Origin of the sequence: Micromonospora inyonensis (assembly GCF_900091415.1) — a bacterium.
GTDB lineage: Bacteria > Actinomycetota > Actinomycetes > Mycobacteriales > Micromonosporaceae > Micromonospora > Micromonospora inyonensis.
The window spans coordinates 2318518-2335988 of sequence record NZ_FMHU01000002.1; the positions used below are offsets into that span (position 1 = coordinate 2318518).

General features: G+C 73.3%; 18 protein-coding genes and 1 pseudogene. 10 read left to right on the forward strand and 9 right to left on the reverse strand.

Annotated features, from left to right (window positions below):
- Window positions 1-66: 66 nt before the first annotated feature.
- Window positions 67-750 carry a TioE family transcriptional regulator gene (locus tag GA0074694_RS24710; RefSeq protein WP_091462425.1) on the reverse strand — a complete coding sequence of 228 codons (684 nt, stop codon included), beginning with the start codon at window positions 748-750 and terminating at the stop codon, window positions 67-69.
- A gap of 90 nt (window positions 751-840) precedes the next feature.
- On the opposite strand from GA0074694_RS24710, the gene GA0074694_RS24715 reads away from it, so the two are divergent.
- Entirely contained in the window at window positions 841-2016 is a 1176-nt protein-coding gene (locus GA0074694_RS24715; RefSeq protein ID WP_091462428.1) for an erythromycin esterase family protein, read from the forward strand.
- Between the two features lie 167 nt (window positions 2017-2183).
- Window positions 2184-2378, forward strand: a complete 195-nt coding sequence (locus GA0074694_RS24720; protein ID WP_091462430.1) for a hypothetical protein — start codon at window positions 2184-2186, stop codon at window positions 2376-2378.
- Window positions 2379-2467: 89 nt separating this feature from the next.
- Here the strand turns inward: GA0074694_RS24720 and GA0074694_RS24725 are convergent, their stop codons facing one another.
- On the reverse strand, window positions 2468-2920 hold the full coding sequence (locus tag GA0074694_RS24725) for a hypothetical protein (RefSeq protein WP_091462433.1): 453 nt from the start codon (window positions 2918-2920) through the stop codon (window positions 2468-2470).
- Between the two features lie 218 nt (window positions 2921-3138).
- On the opposite strand from GA0074694_RS24725, the gene GA0074694_RS24730 reads away from it, so the two are divergent.
- Together GA0074694_RS24730 and GA0074694_RS33990 are read left to right on the forward strand one after the other, a co-directional pair.
- Window positions 3139-3681 carry a cellulase family glycosylhydrolase gene (locus tag GA0074694_RS24730; protein WP_342670944.1) on the forward strand — a complete coding sequence of 181 codons (543 nt, stop codon included), beginning with the start codon at window positions 3139-3141 and terminating at the stop codon, window positions 3679-3681.
- Between the two features lie 2 nt (window positions 3682-3683).
- Window positions 3684-3872, forward strand: coding sequence for a cellulose binding domain-containing protein (locus GA0074694_RS33990; protein WP_342670945.1), 189 nt, complete (start codon window positions 3684-3686; stop codon window positions 3870-3872).
- Between the two features lie 58 nt (window positions 3873-3930).
- On the opposite strand, the gene GA0074694_RS24735 is transcribed toward GA0074694_RS33990, so the two are convergent.
- Window positions 3931-4254 carry a TraR/DksA family transcriptional regulator gene (locus GA0074694_RS24735; RefSeq protein ID WP_091462436.1) on the reverse strand — a complete coding sequence of 108 codons (324 nt, stop codon included), beginning with the start codon at window positions 4252-4254 and terminating at the stop codon, window positions 3931-3933.
- A gap of 409 nt (window positions 4255-4663) precedes the next feature.
- Between GA0074694_RS24735 and GA0074694_RS24740 the strand changes: the two genes are divergently transcribed.
- The 3 genes from GA0074694_RS24740 to GA0074694_RS24750 all read left to right on the forward strand — a co-directional run bounded on the left by GA0074694_RS24740 (window position 4664) and on the right by GA0074694_RS24750 (window position 7277).
- Entirely contained in the window at window positions 4664-5302 is a 639-nt protein-coding gene (locus tag GA0074694_RS24740) for an SRPBCC family protein (RefSeq protein WP_091462437.1), read from the forward strand.
- 224 nt (window positions 5303-5526) lie between these two features.
- Entirely contained in the window at window positions 5527-6231 is a 705-nt protein-coding gene (locus tag GA0074694_RS24745) for a substrate-binding periplasmic protein (RefSeq protein WP_091462438.1), read from the forward strand.
- Complete coding sequence (locus GA0074694_RS24750; RefSeq protein ID WP_091462439.1) at window positions 6228-7277, forward strand: cation diffusion facilitator family transporter; 1050 nt, start codon at window positions 6228-6230, stop codon at window positions 7275-7277. Before GA0074694_RS24745 ends, GA0074694_RS24750 begins: the two co-directional genes overlap by 4 nt.
- A 31-nt stretch (window positions 7278-7308) precedes the next feature.
- Here GA0074694_RS24750 and GA0074694_RS24755 read toward each other — a convergent pair whose 3' ends face one another.
- Complete coding sequence (locus GA0074694_RS24755) at window positions 7309-8574, reverse strand: low temperature requirement protein A (protein WP_176738108.1); 1266 nt, start codon at window positions 8572-8574, stop codon at window positions 7309-7311.
- Between the two features lie 145 nt (window positions 8575-8719).
- On the opposite strand from GA0074694_RS24755, the gene GA0074694_RS24760 reads away from it, so the two are divergent.
- Window positions 8720-9310 (forward strand): hypothetical protein, encoded by a 591-nt coding sequence (locus tag GA0074694_RS24760; RefSeq protein ID WP_218105807.1) that lies wholly within the window; start codon window positions 8720-8722, stop codon window positions 9308-9310.
- A gap of 44 nt (window positions 9311-9354) precedes the next feature.
- On the opposite strand, the gene GA0074694_RS24765 is transcribed toward GA0074694_RS24760, so the two are convergent.
- Together GA0074694_RS24765 and GA0074694_RS24770 are read right to left on the reverse strand one after the other, a co-directional pair.
- A complete protein-coding gene (locus GA0074694_RS24765; RefSeq protein ID WP_091462441.1) occupies window positions 9355-9921 on the reverse strand; it encodes a hypothetical protein in 567 nt (188 codons plus the stop codon).
- A 106-nt stretch (window positions 9922-10027) separates the two neighbouring features.
- Window positions 10028-12550 carry a CHAT domain-containing protein gene (locus tag GA0074694_RS24770; protein WP_141714269.1) on the reverse strand — a complete coding sequence of 841 codons (2523 nt, stop codon included), beginning with the start codon at window positions 12548-12550 and terminating at the stop codon, window positions 10028-10030.
- Window positions 12551-12601: 51 nt separating this feature from the next.
- On the opposite strand from GA0074694_RS24770, the gene GA0074694_RS24775 reads away from it, so the two are divergent.
- Window positions 12602-14230, forward strand: coding sequence for a glycosyltransferase family 4 protein (locus tag GA0074694_RS24775; protein WP_141714270.1), 1629 nt, complete (start codon window positions 12602-12604; stop codon window positions 14228-14230).
- A 157-nt stretch (window positions 14231-14387) separates the two neighbouring features.
- Here the strand turns inward: GA0074694_RS24775 and GA0074694_RS24780 are convergent, their stop codons facing one another.
- Window positions 14388-14885: an RNA-guided endonuclease InsQ/TnpB family protein gene (locus tag GA0074694_RS24780; protein ID WP_091462444.1), complete on the reverse strand. Its 498-nt coding sequence runs from the start codon at window positions 14883-14885 to the stop codon at window positions 14388-14390.
- A 481-nt stretch (window positions 14886-15366) separates the two neighbouring features.
- Here GA0074694_RS24780 and GA0074694_RS24785 point away from each other — a divergent pair, with 481 nt between their 5' ends.
- On the forward strand, window positions 15367-16773 hold the full coding sequence (locus GA0074694_RS24785) for an acyl-CoA synthetase (RefSeq protein WP_091462445.1): 1407 nt from the start codon (window positions 15367-15369) through the stop codon (window positions 16771-16773).
- Window positions 16774-16802: 29 nt separating this feature from the next.
- On the opposite strand, the gene GA0074694_RS33995 is transcribed toward GA0074694_RS24785, so the two are convergent.
- On the reverse strand, window positions 16803-17219 hold the full coding sequence (locus GA0074694_RS33995) for a 4'-phosphopantetheinyl transferase family protein (protein ID WP_342670946.1): 417 nt from the start codon (window positions 17217-17219) through the stop codon (window positions 16803-16805).
- 21 nt (window positions 17220-17240) lie between these two features.
- Window positions 17241-17470 (reverse strand): annotated as a pseudogene (locus tag GA0074694_RS34000) (4'-phosphopantetheinyl transferase); the annotation flags it as partial.
- Window position 17471 lies beyond the last annotated feature (1 nt).

Genomic DNA, 17471 nt, shown 5'->3' on the forward strand with positions numbered 1-17471 from the left:
GGAGCCCATGTCCGCCCGCTCGTCGACGCGGTCACTTCCGGCACCGCCGGTGGCCGTGATCCGGCCTCAGGGTTCGCGGGCGCGGAGGTACGCGTCCAGGTCGGCGGCGCCCCTGAGCATGGCGCGGCCCCGGGCGGAAAGGCGGGCCTGCCAGTCGCGCAGGGTCGACTCCAGTGGGGCGACGCCTCCGGCGGAGCGGACCTCGGCGATCAGCGGGGCGATCTGCTCCAGCAGGTAGCCACCCCGCCTGAGCTGGTGGGCCAGCCGGACGTCCCGGACGTCGGCCGCGTCGTAGACCCGGTAGCCCGTCTGCGGATCGCGGCGTGGCCGGACCAGCCCGGCGTTCTCCCATTTGCGCAGCGTGGCCGGGCGGAGGCCGAGCCGTCGGGCCAGCGGACCGATGAACGTGTCGCCGCGCTCCTGCGGCACGGGTGCCAGATCGCGGAGCGCGGCCTCGACGGCCTGGACGGTGCGGCGGTCGTCGAGCAGTTGGCCGTGACTCTCGTCGATGAGCCGCAGCGTGTCCTCGGTGGCGCCCCGGTTGATCGCCTGCATGATCGACGTGGCCGTCCGGTGACCGTGCCCGGACGCGAGGGCGAGGAACGCGCGCAGCGCCTGGGCGTGCAGTGGCGTGTAGGTGCGGTAACCGTGGACGGTGCGTTCGGCGGTGGGCAGGATGCCGACATCCTCGTAGTTCCTGATCGCCTGGGTGGACAGGCCGTGTTCGCGCGCCAGGTCCACTGGCCTCATGGATGCATCACCGATTGAAGGTCCATCGCGATGGGAGGCGGCATTCTCCGGAAAAGTTTACACCGAGTGTTCAACGATAGCGTTTACAGCATGGATATCAAGGACACGACCCGGCCGCTCGACGGCGCGGCCCTCTCGGCGTTCCTCCGGTCGCTTCCCGCTCGGCCCGTGCTGCTCGGCCTGGGCGAGGCCAGGCACTTCGTGGGGGAGTTGGGCGAACTGCGCAACGAGATCTTCCGGCATCTGGTCGAGCACGAGGGATACCGGTCGTTCGCCATCGAGAGCGACTGTCTCATGGGCCTCGTGGTGGACGACTACCTCACGACGGGCGCGGGCACGCTCGACGACGTCATGGAACGCGGCTTCAGCCACGGCTTCGGCGCCTCACCGGCCAACCGCGACCTCGTGCGCTGGATGCGGGCGTACAACGAGAAGCATGACGAGAAGCTACGGTTCTTCGGGTTCGACGGCCCTCTGGAGTATTGGGCGGCAAGCCCGCGCCAGGCGCTCACCGCCCTCCACGCACTCCTCGACGGCCCGCTCCCCCACACCGTGGTGACCAGCGAAACCCTCGACACACTGCTGGGCCCGGACGACCGGTGGTCGAACGAGGCCACGGCCTGGGAGCCGTCCCGGTCGATCGGCCGGTCCGCCGACGCCCAGCGGCTGCGGCTGATCGCCGACGACCTGGTGGCGCTGCTCGACACGCAGGCACCGCAGCTGAGCGCGGAGGACCGGGAACGGGCGGCACTGTACGGGCGCACCGCCATCGGCCTGCTCCGCTACCACTACTGGATGGCCGACGCGTCCCCGGCACGGTGGACCCGGCTGTCGGCCCTGAGAGACGGGATGATGGCCGCCAACCTGCGCGCCGTCGCCGCGCACGGCCCGGCCCTGGTCTACGCCTCCAACCTCCACCTCCAGCGGAACAGGAGCTTCATGGCGCTCGGCGACCAGCAGTTGGAGTGGTGGAGCGCGGGCGCGATCGTCGCGACCCACTTGGGCGACCGGTACGCCTTCCTGGCCTCAGCCCTCGGCACGGCCGGCGAGGACGTCCCGCCCCCGGACACCGTCGAGGGCATCCTGTCCACGCTCCCGTGGGACCACTCCCTCGTCGACGCCCGCCGCCTGGCCCAGGCCCTCACCGAACCCACCCCGCGCGTCTCCCACGACTTCGCCTACTTCCCGCTGGACCCGGCCCAGCTCGGCAGGATCGACGGCATCGTCTTCCTCAAACAGGCCGTCAGGCTGGACCCGCTGGGTTGACCGGGCATCCGGCGCGTGGGGGCGGGCATCGCCGACCCACAGGCGGCACGCCGCGAGCCGTGACGTCGACCGCCCCGACGCCGCCCTGCAGCAGCACGCCGCCTACGGCACCACCTGGCAGCGGCTCCCCGCCGGACACCGCGCCGCCCACCTGATCGACATCACCCGTGCCCACCTCGACCTCGGCGACCACCGGGCCGCCGGCCGACCTCGTCACCGCCGACCACATCGCCCCCGCCGAGGTCCGGCTCCGGCCCGCCGCCCACGCCGCCCTGGCGGCCGACCTCCGCTCTGACCCGACGCCGGCCGACCTCACCCGCCCCGCCACCACCCTCGGCCTGACCCGTCCTCGTGTCAGCTGACGACTTCGTGCACAGCCGGTCGCACGACGACGAGCGTCGTCTCATCGCACGCAGGGTGCGGCGGGTGGCGCTCCACCGGGCGGAGGTCGCTAGTCGAGTAGCCAGGTGCGCAGTTGGGCACCGTACGGGGTCAGCATGACCACGGTGACCGCCGCGCAGAGCAGCGTGCCGACCAGCAGCGCCACGAACCGGCCCCGCCCCACTCCCCCGCCGACGAGCCGGACCACCCCGGCGACGACGCCGACGACACCCAGCAGGGTGATCCCGGAGACCATGACGACCAACCTGCTGATCCCGAAGATCCACAGGAGCGGGTTCCAGGACTCCTCGAGACCTCCGAGCAGCGGGTCCCACTCTTTGGGATCGCCGTAGCGGCTGAGGCCGGGGTCCGCCAGCCCGGCCCAGTCGCCGGTGCCGGCCGCGGCGGCCAGCAGCGGGTAGAGCGCGCCGAGCAGGAAGATTGTCACCGTGGCGTACTGGAACACCAGGGTGCCTCGTCCCGGCGGGTGGGAAGGCACCGTTCCGGCCTGCTGCCCGTCCATTCCCGACACGGTACCCGCGTGGCACGGTACCGCTCCGGGCCGGGCGTACGCAGTGCGTCGTCAACCGTCAATGCGTACCGTTCTGCACGAGCCGGGCCGTCCTGTGACGTCCCACAGCGGGCTGACCGACGACCGTCCGGGGCAACGGGTCGTCGGGCCCGTACGCCTGCGATCCGGCCATCGCCCCGGTCGCGGGCCTCCCCCTTTCGAGGTAGGTCATGAAGAAACCACTCGTCCTTTTCGGTGCCGCGTTGCTGACGCTGGTCAGCTCCGTCCTGCTGTTCGTGTCCCCCGCCCACGCGGCCGTCGGCCTGCACGTCGAGAACGGCACCATCGTCGAGGCCAACGGCCAACCGTTCGTCATGCGCGGGGTGAACCACCCGCACGTCTGGTACACCGGCCGGACCGACTCCTTTGCCGACGTCAAGGCGCTCGGCGCGAACACGGTCCGGGTGGTGCTCGGCAGCGGCAGGCGCTGGGGCCCGTCGAACGACGTGGCCCAGGTGATCTCGCTGTGCAAGGAGAACCGGCTGATCTGCGTCCTGGAGGTGCACGACACCACCGGATACGGCGAGGAGGGCGCCGCCGCCTCGCTCGACGAGGCGGTCGACTACTGGATCAGCCAGAAGCCCCGCCGACCACGGCTCCGCCCACCACCCCGCCCCCGACCAGCCCGCCGCCCACGCTGCCGCCGCCGAACCGGTGCGCTGCCACGTACTCGGTCGTCGGGCAGCGGCAGGGCGGCTTCCAGGGTGAGGTGAAGGTGACCGCCGGCACCTCGGCGATCCGGGACTGGGCGGTCGTCTGGACCTTCGCCGACGGGCAGAGCGTCACACAGTCCTGGAACGCGACCGTCACCAGCAGCGGGCCGACGGTGGTCGCCCGCAACCGCGCGGCGGGCGGCACCGCCGCACGTCTCCGGTCGCGGCGTCCCACCTCGGCACACGGGTGAACGGCCCGGAGCGGGTGGCGGGGCGCGTCGACGCCCCGCCACCGTCGGCGGGCAGCGGTCAGTGGCCGTGCTTCTGCTGGCACGGCACGCAGAACCGGGCGTGCGGCAGTGCCTGCAGGCGCTCGACGGGGATCGCCCCGCCGCACTTCTCGCACACCTCGTAGCGCCCCTCGGCGATCCGCCGCAGTGCGCCGGTGATCTGCTCCAGGCTCTGCCGGGTGGCCGCCACCAGGGCCGCCTGGGTGTGCGCCTGCTGCGGGTCTCCGGTGTCCGCGGTCAGTTGGGTCAGCCTGGCGCTCTGCTCCTCGAAGTGGGAGACGAGCGTGGCGCGCAGATCGGTCAGCCACTGCGGCTGGGTCGTGTCCGGGGTCTGGATGCTCATGTCGATGCCCTCTCGTCCGTGTCCGGGAAAAAGAAAAAGGGCCAAGCGGTATGCCGCTTCGCCCTGGGGAGATGACCGATGTGGACCACTGGGTGGTCATCTCCGGGAGGGCCGCGACCGGCCGGCACCGGGCTCGGCAGCCCGCAGCGGACCACCGTGGGCGGGCACGCGACACCGGCGCTCCCGGTTCCCCCGCGCAGCGCCGCACCCGCCACCGGGGTGGCGTGGAAGGGACGGGCGAGTGGGCGCATCGGCCCACCATAGGCCGTACGCGCGGACAAGCCAACCGGACATCGCGCCCGTGACCGGGCACCGGGCGAACCCGTCGACACGGTTAACGGTTCAGGCGTGACTTATATAAGCCTTTGTTGATAGCGTCACGGCCCCGACCAACAGGAACGGAAGAACGATGATCGATATCGTCAACCAGCTCAGCGCCATCCACCGCCAGGTCACCAGAGAGCCCTCCGAGAGCGGTGAGACCGTCACGGTCCTGCTCCGGCGCGACTACGACGCGCCGATCGACGACGTCTGGCACGCGGTCACCGACCCGGAGCGGCTGCGGCGCTGGTTCCTGCCGGTGAGCGGTGACCTACGGGTCGGCGGGAAATTCCAGCTCGAGGGCAACGCGGGCGGGGAGATCCTGACCTGCGAACCGCCCCGGCTGCTCCGGGTGACCTTCGGCGCACCCACGAGCCTTGTCGAGCTGCGCCTGTCCGCCACCGACGAGGACGCCACCGCACTCGAACTGGTCCACACCGCACCCGTCGATCTGGCCGGCAGCGGCGCGGGCGCGCTCTACGTGGGTCCCGGTTGGGATGGCGCGCTCCTGTCCCTGGCCCTGTTCGTTCCCGGGGAGGTCAGCGACGATCCGGTCGCGGCGGCGAACTCGCCGGAGGGGCAGGAGTTCTCCCGGGGCTCCGTGCACGCCTGGGTCGACGTCGTCACCGCCTCGGGAACGGCCAGCCCCGAGGAGATCACCGCCGCGACCGCGGTGTCCCTGGCGCAGTTCGCCCCCGACGTGGCCACGGCCGAGCGGCAGGACTGACCAACCCGATGGACGGCCCTGCCCGGTCGCCGGGCAGGGCCGTCGGTCGTCGCGCCGACGGTCCGGCGGAGCCGGGGCGAGGTTTCGGCCCCGGGGGCCAGGGGCACCTCGTCGGTTGATCCGACGGGAACGTCGACGAGGCGTCGCGACGGTCCCGGACCCGTTAGAGGCAGGTGGACGTGGTGACGCGACGCCGTGGGCGAGTACGGACGTGCCGGACGACGATGGCACTGGTCGGCGTGGTCCTGCTGCTGCTGTCCGGCTGCCGGTGGCCACGGGACACCGGCACCACGCTGGACGACGTGCGCGGCGGGGTGCTGCGGGTCGGCGTGAGCGAGGCGTCGCCCTGGACCCGGGTCGCCGACGACGGCACGGTCACCGGAGCCGAGGCACGGCTGGTGCAGCGCCTGGCGGACCGGCTGGACGCCCGGGTCGAGTGGCACCCCGGTTCGGAGTCCACGCTGATGGCGGCGCTGAAGGACCGGGTCCTCGACCTGGTGGTCGGCGGACTCGACGCGAAGGCGCCCTGGACGAAGCAGGCCTCGCTGACCCGGCCCTACGTCACCATGCGCACGGTCGTGGCGGTGCCCGACGGGGTGGCCGCCCCGTCGGACCTGGCGGGTGCCCGGGTGGCCGCCCCGGCCGGTGGCGCCGAGATCGCCGCGCTGCGCGGCGAGGACGCCGTGCCGGTGCCCGTCCCCGAGGTGACCGGTCGGGAGGGGCTGCCGGTGGTCGTCGGCCAGTGGCGGCTGACCGAACTGGGGCTGCGGGACAGCGGGCACGACCTCGCCGAGCACGACCACGTGTGGGCGGTGCCCCTGGGCGAGAACGGCTGGCAGGTCGAGGTGGAGCGCTTCCTGCTGGAGCTGTCGCACCGCGAGGTCGAGGAGCTGCTGGTCGACGCCGAACGGGAGGAGGCGGCGACGTGAAGGTGTACGACCGGTTCGAGCTGCCGCCGGAGAAGGCCGCGCTGCACCGGCGAGCGGTACGGCTGGAGTGGTGGACCATCGGGTTCTTCCTCGTGGCGGTCACCCTGCTGGCGTTCACCCTCGGCCAGTCCCAGGCGATGAAGGCCGCGTGGATCGAGGACATGCTCGGTCTGGTGCCGCCGGTCGCCTTCCTGGTCGCCGCCCGGTTCCGCAACCGCCGGCCCAACCCCCGCTTCCCGTACGGCTACCACCGCTCGGTCAGCATCGCCTTCCTGGCCGGGTCGGTGGCACTGCTGGGCCTCGGCGGGTACGTCGTCTACGACTCCGCCGTCCGGCTGCTCGCCCGGGAACGGCCGCCGATCGGCTTGGTCGAACTGTTCGGCCACCGGTTCTGGCTGGGCTGGCTGATGATCGCGGTGCTGTTCGCCACGATGGTGCCGGCCATCCTGCTCGGCCGGATCAAGCAGCGCATCGCCCGGCAGCTGCACGACAAGGTGCTCCACGCCGACGCGGAGATGAACCGGGCCGACTGGCTGACCGCCGGCGCGGCGATCCTCGGCGTCCTCGGCATCGGCGCCGGCCTGTGGTGGGCCGACGCGGTGGCCGCGCTGGTGATCGGGGGCGACATCGTCCGCGACGGCGTCCGCACCCTGCGCAGCGCGGTCGCCAACCTCGTGGACAGCCGACCCCGCGTGGTCGACGGCAGCCGGCCGCACCCCCTCCCCGACGAGCTGCTCACCGCCGTCCGCGACCACGACTGGATCGCCGACGCCTGGCTACGCCTGCGCGAGGAGGGCCACGTCTTCGTCGGCGAACTGCTCGTCGTGCCGGTGCCCGGCACCGACCGGCTGGTCGAACGGCTGGAGGACCTGGGCGCCCGGGTCCGCGACCTCGACTGGCGGATCCACGACCTGGTGGTCTGCCCGGTCACCCGCATCGAGGGACCCGCCGACGACCGCGACCGGCCGGACGACGACCGGGCACAGCCGCACCCCCGGCCGGACGGCGGACCCGCGCGGCGGGCGACCGGGGTCCGCACCGGGTGAGGAACCGCCGCGACGGCGACAAGTCCCGGACTCAGTGGGCCGGTGAGGGTGTCTCGCTGGGACGCCCGGCGGCGTGCCAGGCGTCGGCGGACGCCACCCCGAGCAGCACGACCATCGCGACCACCGAGGCTGCCAGCGGCGGGGCGAACGTGAGCGGCACGGACACCGCCGCCAGGGCGGCGATGGCGACGACCCGGCGCCGCGACAGGCGGTTGAACACGACACGTTCCAGGCGGATGCGGCCGTAGAGGAAGAGCGCCGGCCCGCCGAGGATCGCCGCCAGCCACGTCGGTTCGGGCCGTCCGCCGGGGTACTTCAGGACGACCTCGAAGCCGACCGCGGTGGCGACGATGCCCACCACCATGACCAGGTGTGCCACGCCGACCGCCCGGCCGGCCGCGATGCGGTCACCGGCTGCCTCGACCGCCTCGGCCAGCACCTGCCCGGAGCGGTAGAAGTAGATCCGCCACAGCAGCACCGTCGACAGGAACGCCACCACCAGCGCCGTCCAGGTGGCGATGGTGAAGGGCTCACCGGTGAAGGTGATGCCGGCCGCCAGCACGCTCTCGCCCAGAGCGATCAACAGGAGCTGCTGGTAGCGCTCCGGAAGGTGGTATCCGCTGTCCATCGCCCACGGGCCGACCGGCGGGTGTCGCAGCCCCGGCACCGGCCAGCGCAGCTGCGCCGCGACGAAGTCCACCGTGATGGCGATCCCCCACACGGCGGCCCGCGCGTCACCAACCACGGCCGCGCCGCTGAACCAGATCACCGCGGACATCGCGCACCAGAGCACCGACCGCAGGTAGAGGTCGCGCAGCGCGTGCCCGCGCAGGGCCGGAATCAGGATGAGCGGCCGGACGACACGCAGGAGCACGTACGGCAGGACGAACGCCATCCCCCGGCCGAAGAACGCCTCCGGCAGGGAGGACGACATGACCAGCAGCCCGAAGGCACTGGCCAGCACCATCCACTGGATCCGGCGTCGGCGGGGGTCGAACCAGCTGGTGATGTGCGCGGTGGTGATCCACAGCCAGATCAGTGGCAGCGCCAGGACGAGGAGGTAGCCCAGGGACCGCACCCGCACGACCGGGTCGTCGTCGGTGACGTCGCGGACGACCCGGTTGACCACCCCGGAGAGAGCGAAGACCAGCACCAGGTCGACGAAGAGTGCCAGGAAGTTCGCCTGTCGGACGTCCTCGCGGCGGCGCAGCAGGTCCTGTCCCCACTTGTCGGTCCGGCGTAGGCCCATACCTGCCATCCCGCCGGTGGCCCTCCGGTCCACCGGCGGGATGGACATCCTCCCTCCCACCGGGTCACGAGCGGCGGTCCCCAACGCGTCACCTGGGGCGGTCCCGTTTCCGCGAACGCGGGAAAGGATCGCCTTCGGCGTTCTACCGTGGGTCATCGACCGCAGACCCGCCGTACAGCTAGGGGATCCAGCCATGCAGATGACCGCGACCGACAACCACGCCGTCGCCCAGGCGGTCCACGACGTCGGATCGGCGTTGTGGTTCGGCGGCACCGTCATGGGGGTGGCCGGAGTTAACAAGTCCGGCAGCGACCTGACGCAGGGCATCGACCGCATCCGGGTGGCGGAGTCGGCGTGGAGCCGCTTCGGTCCCGTCCAGTGGGCGGGTATCGGCGCGACCCTGATCGCCGGCCTCTACCTCGCCCGCACCGGTGGCCGCCGGATGGCGTTGCAGAAGGGCTTCGCGTCCATCGGCTTCGCGAAGGCGGGTACGGCGGTGCTCGGAGCGGCGGCCACCGGTTACTCCGCGTACTGCGGTACCCGCATCGGTCAACTGGCCGAGGAGGCCCGGCAGCGGGGCCGCCAGGTGGAGGTCAAGGACGCCACCCTGCCCACCACCGGCACGCCAAAGGAGATCGCCGTGTGGCAGCGCCGCCAGCGCGTCGCCCAGTACGCGGTACCCGCGCTGGCCGGCGCGAACATCGTGCTCGGCTCGTATCTGGTCCAGTCCTACCGCAGTGTCGCCACCGCCAAGGGCGTCCTGCGCCGCCTCCTGCCGGACTGACACGCGATCCCGCCATCGCCCCGGGCTCGTGGCGGACGCCGCGGTCACGTCGCCCCGGTCACCACCGGCCCCTGTCGGGCCGGCGCGACGCAGGCGGGGCAGCCCTCCCGCTCCGACCAGCTCCGTCGGTCGAGGTCCGCCGGCGCCAGCACGGCCTGGTCGAGGTCCGCGCGGGCCGCCATCCTGAGCTGCCAGATCGCCTCGGCGAACGCGTGGTAGGCCCGGTGGTATTCCGGCGACGGGAGGGTCGCCCCCGACCGTACCGCGTTCCGGACCGCGATCAGCCGGTGGTAGGCCAGCTCCCCGGCCTTGACGAGATCCACCGTGCCGGACACGAGCAGCCTTTCCCGGGCCGCGAAGACACCCGCCTGGTGGACCGCCCGGTTGGCGGGCCGGAGCCGGTCCCGCGAGCCGTCGTGGCCCTGGGCGACCTCCCGCAGCGCGCTGTGCGCCGCGTCGAGCGCCAGGGCGAACTCCAGACAGTGCCGAACCCGCTCCGCCTCACGGTGCTGGCGGCGCAGCGCGCGGTTGTGCTTCGACTCCACCATCAGGGCGGTGGCGAGGGCGATGACCGCCCCGCAGACCACGCCGACAACCGGGATCCACTCCACACGTCCAGTTTCTCCCGAACGTGACGCGATCACCACGGACCGTCGTATCCAGTTCGCGGGGGCGAGGAAACACCGGGAAACCGGCCGGGAAACGGCGACCGGCGGATCACCTGCCGGCACCCACGCCGCAAAGGCCGGCCCAGTCGAACGGACCGAGATCGGGATGCTCCGCCCGGATCTCCCGCTGCGCGTGCCGCAGGGCCGTGAGCACCGGTACACCCCGCCCCACCTGGTGGACGAGCCGCGCGCCGACGTGCGCCGACGCCACGCTGCCGATCCGCCCGATGCCGGCGACCACCGTGTCGGCACCACCGAGCAGGGCACCCACGGCCAGACTCAACGGGTCGTAGCCGTACCGGCTCGACGCCGTGCCGCTCCAGCAGCCGTTCAGGACCACCAGCGGCGGCAGCCGTCGGGGGGCGAGGCCGTCCATCGTGACGCCGTCCGGCCCCAGCAGCGCGGCGGCACCGGGGCGGTCGCCGTGCCCCGAGACGTACAACAGCGCCGGATCCGCCACCTGGTCGACCGCCGACAGCCCGGCGACGTGGCGGTGGCCGCCGGGCCAGCCGTCGAGGGCGGCCGCCTCGACGCGGTGGCCGGGCAGGCCGTGGTCGAGCAGGCTCACCGCCGGGCCGGTCGGCGTCGCGCCGGGGCCGCAGGACGGTCGGGTCAGCAGCAGCTCCAGCGTCCGCAGGCTCGGCGTCAGACTCACCTCGGCCACGTCGCAGAGGTACACGCCGTCGCGGAGCAACGCGGCATGCGGCAGGTGCCACATCCGCGGGTCCGGAGTGATCGCCACCGATCGCGGACGCTCCGGTGTCCCGGCCCAGACGGCGGGATCGGGCAGCAGGAACGCGCCGAGTTCCTCCCACGCCGCGCAGGGTACGCCACGGGGCGGCAGTTGGACCCCGGCGACCAGGCTGTCGAGCCGGTCCGCCAACGCCGCGGAGGCGGTACGCAGGGCCGCCCGCCACGCGCCGTACCGGGGTCTGGTCAGGACCGACGACCACCAGCCGTCCGGGCCGCGCCCCAGGTTGACGACCACCACGACGTCGGCCATCGTGTCCAGGACGGCCGGCGGCGGCAGGTGACCCGGCAGCGGTGGCAGCGACACGCGGTCGGGAGCCCGTCCGGAGCGGATCGCCCCGACGGCGAGCCGGGCCACCGCGAAGACCTGGTCGGCCAGCCCGGGATCGGCCGGCGGCGCGGCTATCCGGGACTCGGCCACGGTGCCCTCCGACCCGCCCGACCTGGTAGCGAGCAGCTGGTTCAACACGTCCGCGCGGCCCGTCTCGGCGACCCGCGCGGTGCTCTCCGGCTCGTCGAGGCCGGTGTGGGCCAGCACCGCCGCCTGGTACACCTCCTCCCGCTGGGCGTGCATCGCCCAGCGCACCCCCGGTTCGTGCAGCGAGTCGCGTTGCAGGTCGGCGGCGAGCAGCGCACCCCGCCCGGCGGCGTGCCGCAGCGACGGCGACAGCGCGTCGGTATCCGGCGTCCGGTGCAGGTCGTGGAGCGCGAGCATGGTCCGGTTGAGGTCCTGCCGTCCCGGACGTCCGGCCAGGTCGAGCACCACGGCCAGGTGCCCGGCCACGGTCGCCCCGTCGCCGCCCGAGGCGATGAGGTTGCGGGCGACGTGCCGGTGCCAGCGCAGCGCCTCCATCGTGTCGGCCCGCTCGTAGTACGGCCTCGCCTCCTCGAGGGTGGCCGCGACGGCGACCGTGTCCCCCAGGCTCTGGAGGACCTCGGCCCGCTCCAGCAGGACCTGACCGAGCCGGTACGCGTCGCCGCGCGCCCGGAACCGGTCCGCCAGGTCGGCGGTGATACGCAGCGCCTCCCCGGGCCGCCCCAGCGCGCGCAGCGCCGCGACTTCGCGCACCCGCGTGTACAGGAGGTTGTTCTCGCTCACGCCTTCGAACGCCGCCGCGGCGCGCCGGTAGGCGGCGAGCGCCTCCTCCGGCCGCCCGAGGACGATCTCCAGACCACCCTCCCGGAGCGAGACCAGCCCTCGGGTGAACGGGTCGACGTCCCGGGTCTCGGCGAGTTCGCGGGCCTCGCGCAGGAGTTCCCGGGCGGTCACCAGCTCGCCCCGGATCCGCTGGACCGCCGCCGCCTGCAACAGGGCCCGCACGTGCCGCCCGACGACACCGGGCGCGTCGGCGTACCGGTGGCACACCGCGAGGGCCCGCTCGCAGCAGGACAGCGCCTCGTCGTACCGGCGGGTCACCTCCCGCACGGCCGCCAGTTCCCGCCACGCCTGCGCGTGGAGCCAGGCGGTGTCGGCGCCCAGCGGTTCCCGCAGCAGGACGCGGTTCCACGCCTCGGCGGGGGTGAATCCCCCGCTCAGCCGGTGCCACTGGGCGAGGATGACGACCGCGTCGTGGAACCGTCCCCGGTCGCCCGCCCGCAGCGCCACCCGGCTCTCGGCCAGCAGGAGCCGGAGCGCCAGGGCGCGGTGCTGATCCCGCCAGGCCACCGCGGACTGCCGTTGGTAGAGATCGGACAGGGCTTCCCAGCCGCGCTCCGCGTACAGACGCTCGGCCGCGGCCCGGTGGGGATGGTCCGGCGGCAACGCGGCGGCGGGGTCGACGAGGTGGTCGAGAAGGGTCGACCGTGGTCCGGGACGACTCATCGTGCCACCATCCCACCCCGTAATCGACTGTGGACTGTCATCATGGTGCCCATGACACACTCGGCTCCCGGGCAGGCGGTCGTCAAGTTCGTCGAGGACGTCGACGACGCGGCCCGGGCGCGGCTCACCGCCCGGCTGGAGCACCTGGGGCTGTCGGCGCGGACCGGGCTCGACCTGGGTGACCGGGGATCCCTGTGGGAACGGTTCAACCCGGTGGCGGTGGTCACCATCCTCGACGATCTCGCCGGCGTGGGCGCGGAGGTCGTCACCGGGGTGGCCCAGGCCGCACGGGACTGGTTGATCGCCACGGCCGTGCCGGGTTTCGTCGAGGTGGAACTGCGTTCCACCGACCGGGTGATCCGGGTCCGGGCGCGCGATCCCGAGGCGGCGACCCGAATGCTCACCACCGTCCTGCCCGACGCCCCCGCCGGGCCGCTGGGATGGACCGGCAACGGGTGGGCCCCGGAGCCGGAGCCGGCCGGCGGGCGGTCGCGCCGGGTGCTCGCGTTGGACACCCACTGGTTCTCCGTCAAGGGCGGGCTGAGCACGTTCAACCGTGCCCTGTGCGCCGCGCTCGCCCGGGCCGGCGCGGACGTCGTCTGCGTCGTGCTCCGGCCGTCCCCGGAGGAGGTCGCCCACGCCCGGGCGGCCGGAGTCACCCTGGTGGCCGCTCCCCCGGCGGCGGCCGACAGCGCCGAGCGGGACGCACTGCTCCGCCGGCCGCCACTGCCCGACGGCTGGGAGCCGGACCTCGTGGTGGGGCACGGCCGGATCACCGGTGGACACGCCCGGATCCTGGTCGAGGACCACTTCCGCTCGGCTGCCCGCGCGCACGTCGTGCACACCTGGTCGGACCACATCGAGTGGCAGCGTCGGGACCGTCCCGACGCCGGTGCCATCGCAGAACGGCGCTGGAAGGAGGACATCGAGCTGGCCCGTACCGCGACCCGCGCCTTCGGGGTGGGGCCGCTGCTGCACGGTCTCCTCGAACGGGACCTGTCCGCCTATCCCGACGTCGCCGCGCCCGGACGGATCGACCCGGGCTTCGACCTCGACGACGGCACGCCCCGGATCCCGTCCCGCTGGCACCAGCGCCAGGTGATGCTCTCCGGGCGGCTCGACGACTGGCCGGTCAAGGGGCTCGACCTGGCGGCGCGCGCGGTGGGTGCGGCGGTGGAACTGCTCAGCCCGGGCGGCACCGAGCCGGAACTGCTGCTGCGCGGCGTGCCGCCGACCGAACACGGGACGCTGCGGGAGATGGTCCTCGGGTGGGCGGGCCGCCCCGGCCTGCAGGTCACCCCCCGGGCCTACTCGACCGACACGGACGACGTCCGCGACGACCTGCGCCGGGCCAGTCTGGTGCTCATGCCCTCCCGGGCCGAGGGTTTCGGCCTGGTCGGACTCGAGGCCATCGTCGCCGGAACCCCGCTGCTGGTCAGCGCCAACAGTGGGCTGGGGAGGCTGCTGCAGGAGGTGCTGCCGCCGGAGGACGCGGCGCTGGCCGTACTGCCGATCGACGTCGACGAGTCGGTCGCCACGCGGGTCTGGGCCGCCCACACGGCCCGGGTCCTACGCGATCCGTCGGGTGCCTTCGCCGCGGCCGAGCGGATCCGCCGGACCCTGGCCGAGCGGGTCACCAGCGCGGACGCGGCGGCGGCCGTGCTGCGCACGCTGCCCTGACGCCTCGCCGGCAGCCCCGGCCGGACAGGGCCGGGCCCGACGCGCCCACGACAAAGGTCCGTGTCCATCTGTCCGATGACGCACCTGCCGGCCCGGGAAGCACGTCCGGTATGACCGCGTCCCGACCCGGGGAAGCCTCCCGCGGCACGCCCTTGTCCTACTGGCAGGTGGTGACCGGACGAAACGTTCCGCAACTGCTCCTGGCAGCGTCGCTCTCCCGACTCGCGGGAAACATGCTGCTCTGCTCGTCCGTCTTCGCCAGTGTGATCTGCCCGTCGCGGAACGAGAACCCTGACGTGGTGAACGTGGCTGACGCCTTCGACGTGCGCTTGGACGTGAACGTCGGATACGTCGCCCGCTTCGCCCAGAAGTTCACGTACGCCTGCTGAAGGTGCTGCAACGACTGCTGAAGTGCCACGTTCGACACCTCGTACAGCCAAGCCGTGTCGGGCTCGTTCTTCCATACGGTGAGCATCCGGCAGGTTTCGGCGAACGTGACCCGCCGCTGTTCCTGTGTCCAGGCGCGGGACCGCTCGGCCAGCGCCCGGTTGTAGACGTAGCGCACGCAGCCGAACGTCCGGTTCAGCAGCTCCCGCTGCTGGTCGGTGGGGTAGAAGCGGAACCTGTACGCCCGCTTCACCACTCGGCTCGACATACTGAAACACTAGCACACTACCGTTTCAGTTGGATGCGCTAACCCCACGGCTGAAGCCGGGGGCTTGCGCGCTACGCACTTCGGTCATCGCCGAGTTCGGTTCCGCCTCGATCGCCGGCCTCGGCGCGTTCTTCCTGACCCTGCCCGGTTTCCTGGTGAGCGCGGTCGCAGACTGTCGACGAGCACGCCGTCGAGGTCGAGCACGACCGCACGGACCCCGCCGGGCACGAGCGGCCCGCCCGCCGGGCCGGCTCCCACCGGGCCTGCGGAACCGGACACGGGTGCCACCTCCTCCACCACCACCGTCGTACGACACGCCCGGACCGATAGGGGTGGCCGACCCCCGTGCGGCCCGACTACGGTCGCAGGCGTCCGGCCGGACGCGTAGGGGCGTCCCGGCCGCCCATCGACCGTACCGGGGCCCGCGCCCCCGCCGGCCGGCGTCACGCCGCCGGGTGGTCCGCGCAGAAGGAGCGCCGTCGTGCCGCTGCTGAGCTGGCTGTCCGAGTCCACCGACGAGCGGCCGGACGCGATCCGGGTCGACGACCGGTCGGTGTCCTGGGTGGAGTTGCGCCGGACGGCCGCAGCGGTCGCCGACGACCTGCGCGGTGTCCGGCGGGTGGCGGTGACGGCCACCTCGGGCCTGGAGACCGTGGTCGCGGTCGTGGGCGGGTTGCTGGCCGGCGCGGCCGTGGTGCCGGTGCCACCGGACGCCGGGCCGCGCGAGCGCGACCACATCCTGCGGGACTCGGGAGCCGAGGTCCTGCTCGGTCCCGCCGGCGCCGAGCCGACGGACCCCTCCGGTCCACCGGTCGTACCGGTCGATCTCGACCGGCGGTCGGACACCCACCATCCGGAGCCGGCGCCGGAGGCCACCGCGCTGATCCTCTACACCAGTGGCACCACGGGCGCACCCAAGGGCGTGGTGCTCTCCCGGCGGGCGGTCGCCGCCTGCCTCGACGGCCTCGCCGACGCCTGGTCCTGGACGCCGGACGACCGGCTGGTGCACGGCCTGCCCCTGTTCCACGTCCACGGTCTCGTCCTCGGTGTGCTGGGCCCGCTCCGGCTGGGCAGCCGGTTGCACCACGTCGGCCGGCCCCGCCCGGAGCGGTACGCGGGCGCGGCCGGCACGCTCTACTTCGGCGTACCCACGATCTGGTCGCGGATCGCCGCGGACCCGGCCGTGGCCCGGGCGCTTCGCCCGGCGCGGCTGCTGGTGTCCGGGAGTGCCGCGCTGCCGGAGACCGTCTTCGGCGGCCTCGCCGCGCTGACCGGTCACCGGGTCGTCGAGCGGTACGGCATGACCGAGACCCTGATCACGGTCAGCGCCCGGGCGGACGGGCCGTGTCGGGCGGGCACGGTGGGTCTGCCGCTGCCCGGCGTGCAGACCCGCGTAATGGACGAGCGGGGCGACGCCGTACCCACCGACGGGGTCGCCATGGGCGAACTCCAGGTCCGGGGGGCCACCCTCTTCGACGGGTACCTGCACCGGCCGGACGCCGACGCGGCGAGCCGGACGCCGGACGGCTGGTTCCGCACCGGCGACGTGGCCACCATCGGTCCGGACGGCTGGCACCGGATCGTCGGCCGGGCCGCCACCGACCTGATCAAGAGCGGTGGCTACCGGATCGGCGCGGGTGAGGTCGAGGACGCGTTGCTGGCCCACCCCGGCGTCCGCGAGGCCGCGGTGGTGGGGCTCCCGCACCCGGACCTGGGGCAGCAGGTGACCGCCTTCGTGGTGGGCGACGGCGTACGGGAGACCGAGCTGATCGAGTTCGTCGCCCGGCACCTGTCGGTGCACAAGCGGCCCCGGCAGGTACGGCTGGTCGACGACCTCCCCCGTAACGCGATGGGCAAGGTGCAGAAGAAGCTGCTTCCCGACGTCTGACGCCCGCCGCGGGTGGCGGGCGCATGCCGTCAGGCGGTCGGCGGCAGGGTTACGGCGGTGAGGATCAGTCCGTCGTCGACGAGGAACCGGCCGGGGAAGGTGGTCACCTCCGTGCCACCCAGTACCGGCCCGGGCACGAGCAGCCGGGCGGCGAACGTCCCGTCCGGATCGACGACGATGTCGGCCTCCGAGAAGTCCAGCCATCGGCCGGTCAGCGGAAACCACGCCTTGTAGACCGACTCCTTGGCGCTGAACAGCAGGCGGTCCCAGCACACCGTCGGATCGGTGGCGCGCAGCGCGGCCGTACGGGTCCGCTCGGCGGGCAGGGCGATCGCCTCGAGCACCCCGTCGGGCAGCGCCGCGTGTGGTTCGGCGTCCACCCCGACGGAGGCGACCGACGCCGCGGGGGCGAGGGCCGCACCCCGGTAGCCGTCGCAGTGGGTCATGCTGCCGACGACGCCGGTCGGCCAGATGGGCGCGCCCCGCGTACCGGAGAGGACCGGGGCCGGGGGATGCCCAGCCGGGCCATCGCGCGGCGGGCGCAGTCCCGCACCGTGGTGAACTCCCGGCGGCGTTTCTCCACCGCGTTCGCGACCAACGGTTCCTCGTCGGGGTGGAGCGTCAGGTCGGTCGGGTCGGTGAAGGACTCGACCACCACGACGGCCGGGGGCAGGATCCGCTCGATCACACCCGGCATG

Coding starts and splice junctions, on each gene's coding strand:
- GA0074694_RS24715 (WP_091462428.1), top strand. CDS start 841: ATGGATATCAAGGACACGACCCGGCCGCTCGACGGCGCGGCCCTCTCG.
- GA0074694_RS24770 (WP_141714269.1), bottom strand. CDS start 12,550: ATGAGTCGTCCCGGACCACGGTCGACCCTTCTCGACCACCTCGTCGAC.
- GA0074694_RS24740 (WP_091462437.1), top strand. CDS start 4,664: ATGATCGATATCGTCAACCAGCTCAGCGCCATCCACCGCCAGGTCACC.
- GA0074694_RS24755 (WP_176738108.1), bottom strand. CDS start 8,574: ATGTCCATCCCGCCGGTGGACCGGAGGGCCACCGGCGGGATGGCAGGT.
- GA0074694_RS24730 (WP_342670944.1), top strand. CDS start 3,139: ATGAAGAAACCACTCGTCCTTTTCGGTGCCGCGTTGCTGACGCTGGTC.
- GA0074694_RS24775 (WP_141714270.1), top strand. CDS start 12,602: ATGACACACTCGGCTCCCGGGCAGGCGGTCGTCAAGTTCGTCGAGGAC.
- GA0074694_RS24760 (WP_218105807.1), top strand. CDS start 8,720: ATGCAGATGACCGCGACCGACAACCACGCCGTCGCCCAGGCGGTCCAC.
- GA0074694_RS24735 (WP_091462436.1), bottom strand. CDS start 4,254: ATGAGCATCCAGACCCCGGACACGACCCAGCCGCAGTGGCTGACCGAT.
- GA0074694_RS24725 (WP_091462433.1), bottom strand. CDS start 2,920: ATGGACGGGCAGCAGGCCGGAACGGTGCCTTCCCACCCGCCGGGACGA.
- GA0074694_RS24745 (WP_091462438.1), top strand. CDS start 5,527: ATGGCACTGGTCGGCGTGGTCCTGCTGCTGCTGTCCGGCTGCCGGTGG.
- GA0074694_RS24710 (WP_091462425.1), bottom strand. CDS start 750: ATGAGGCCAGTGGACCTGGCGCGCGAACACGGCCTGTCCACCCAGGCG.
- GA0074694_RS24780 (WP_091462444.1), bottom strand. CDS start 14,885: ATGTCGAGCCGAGTGGTGAAGCGGGCGTACAGGTTCCGCTTCTACCCC.
- GA0074694_RS33995 (WP_342670946.1), bottom strand. CDS start 17,219: ATGACCCACTGCGACGGCTACCGGGGTGCGGCCCTCGCCCCCGCGGCG.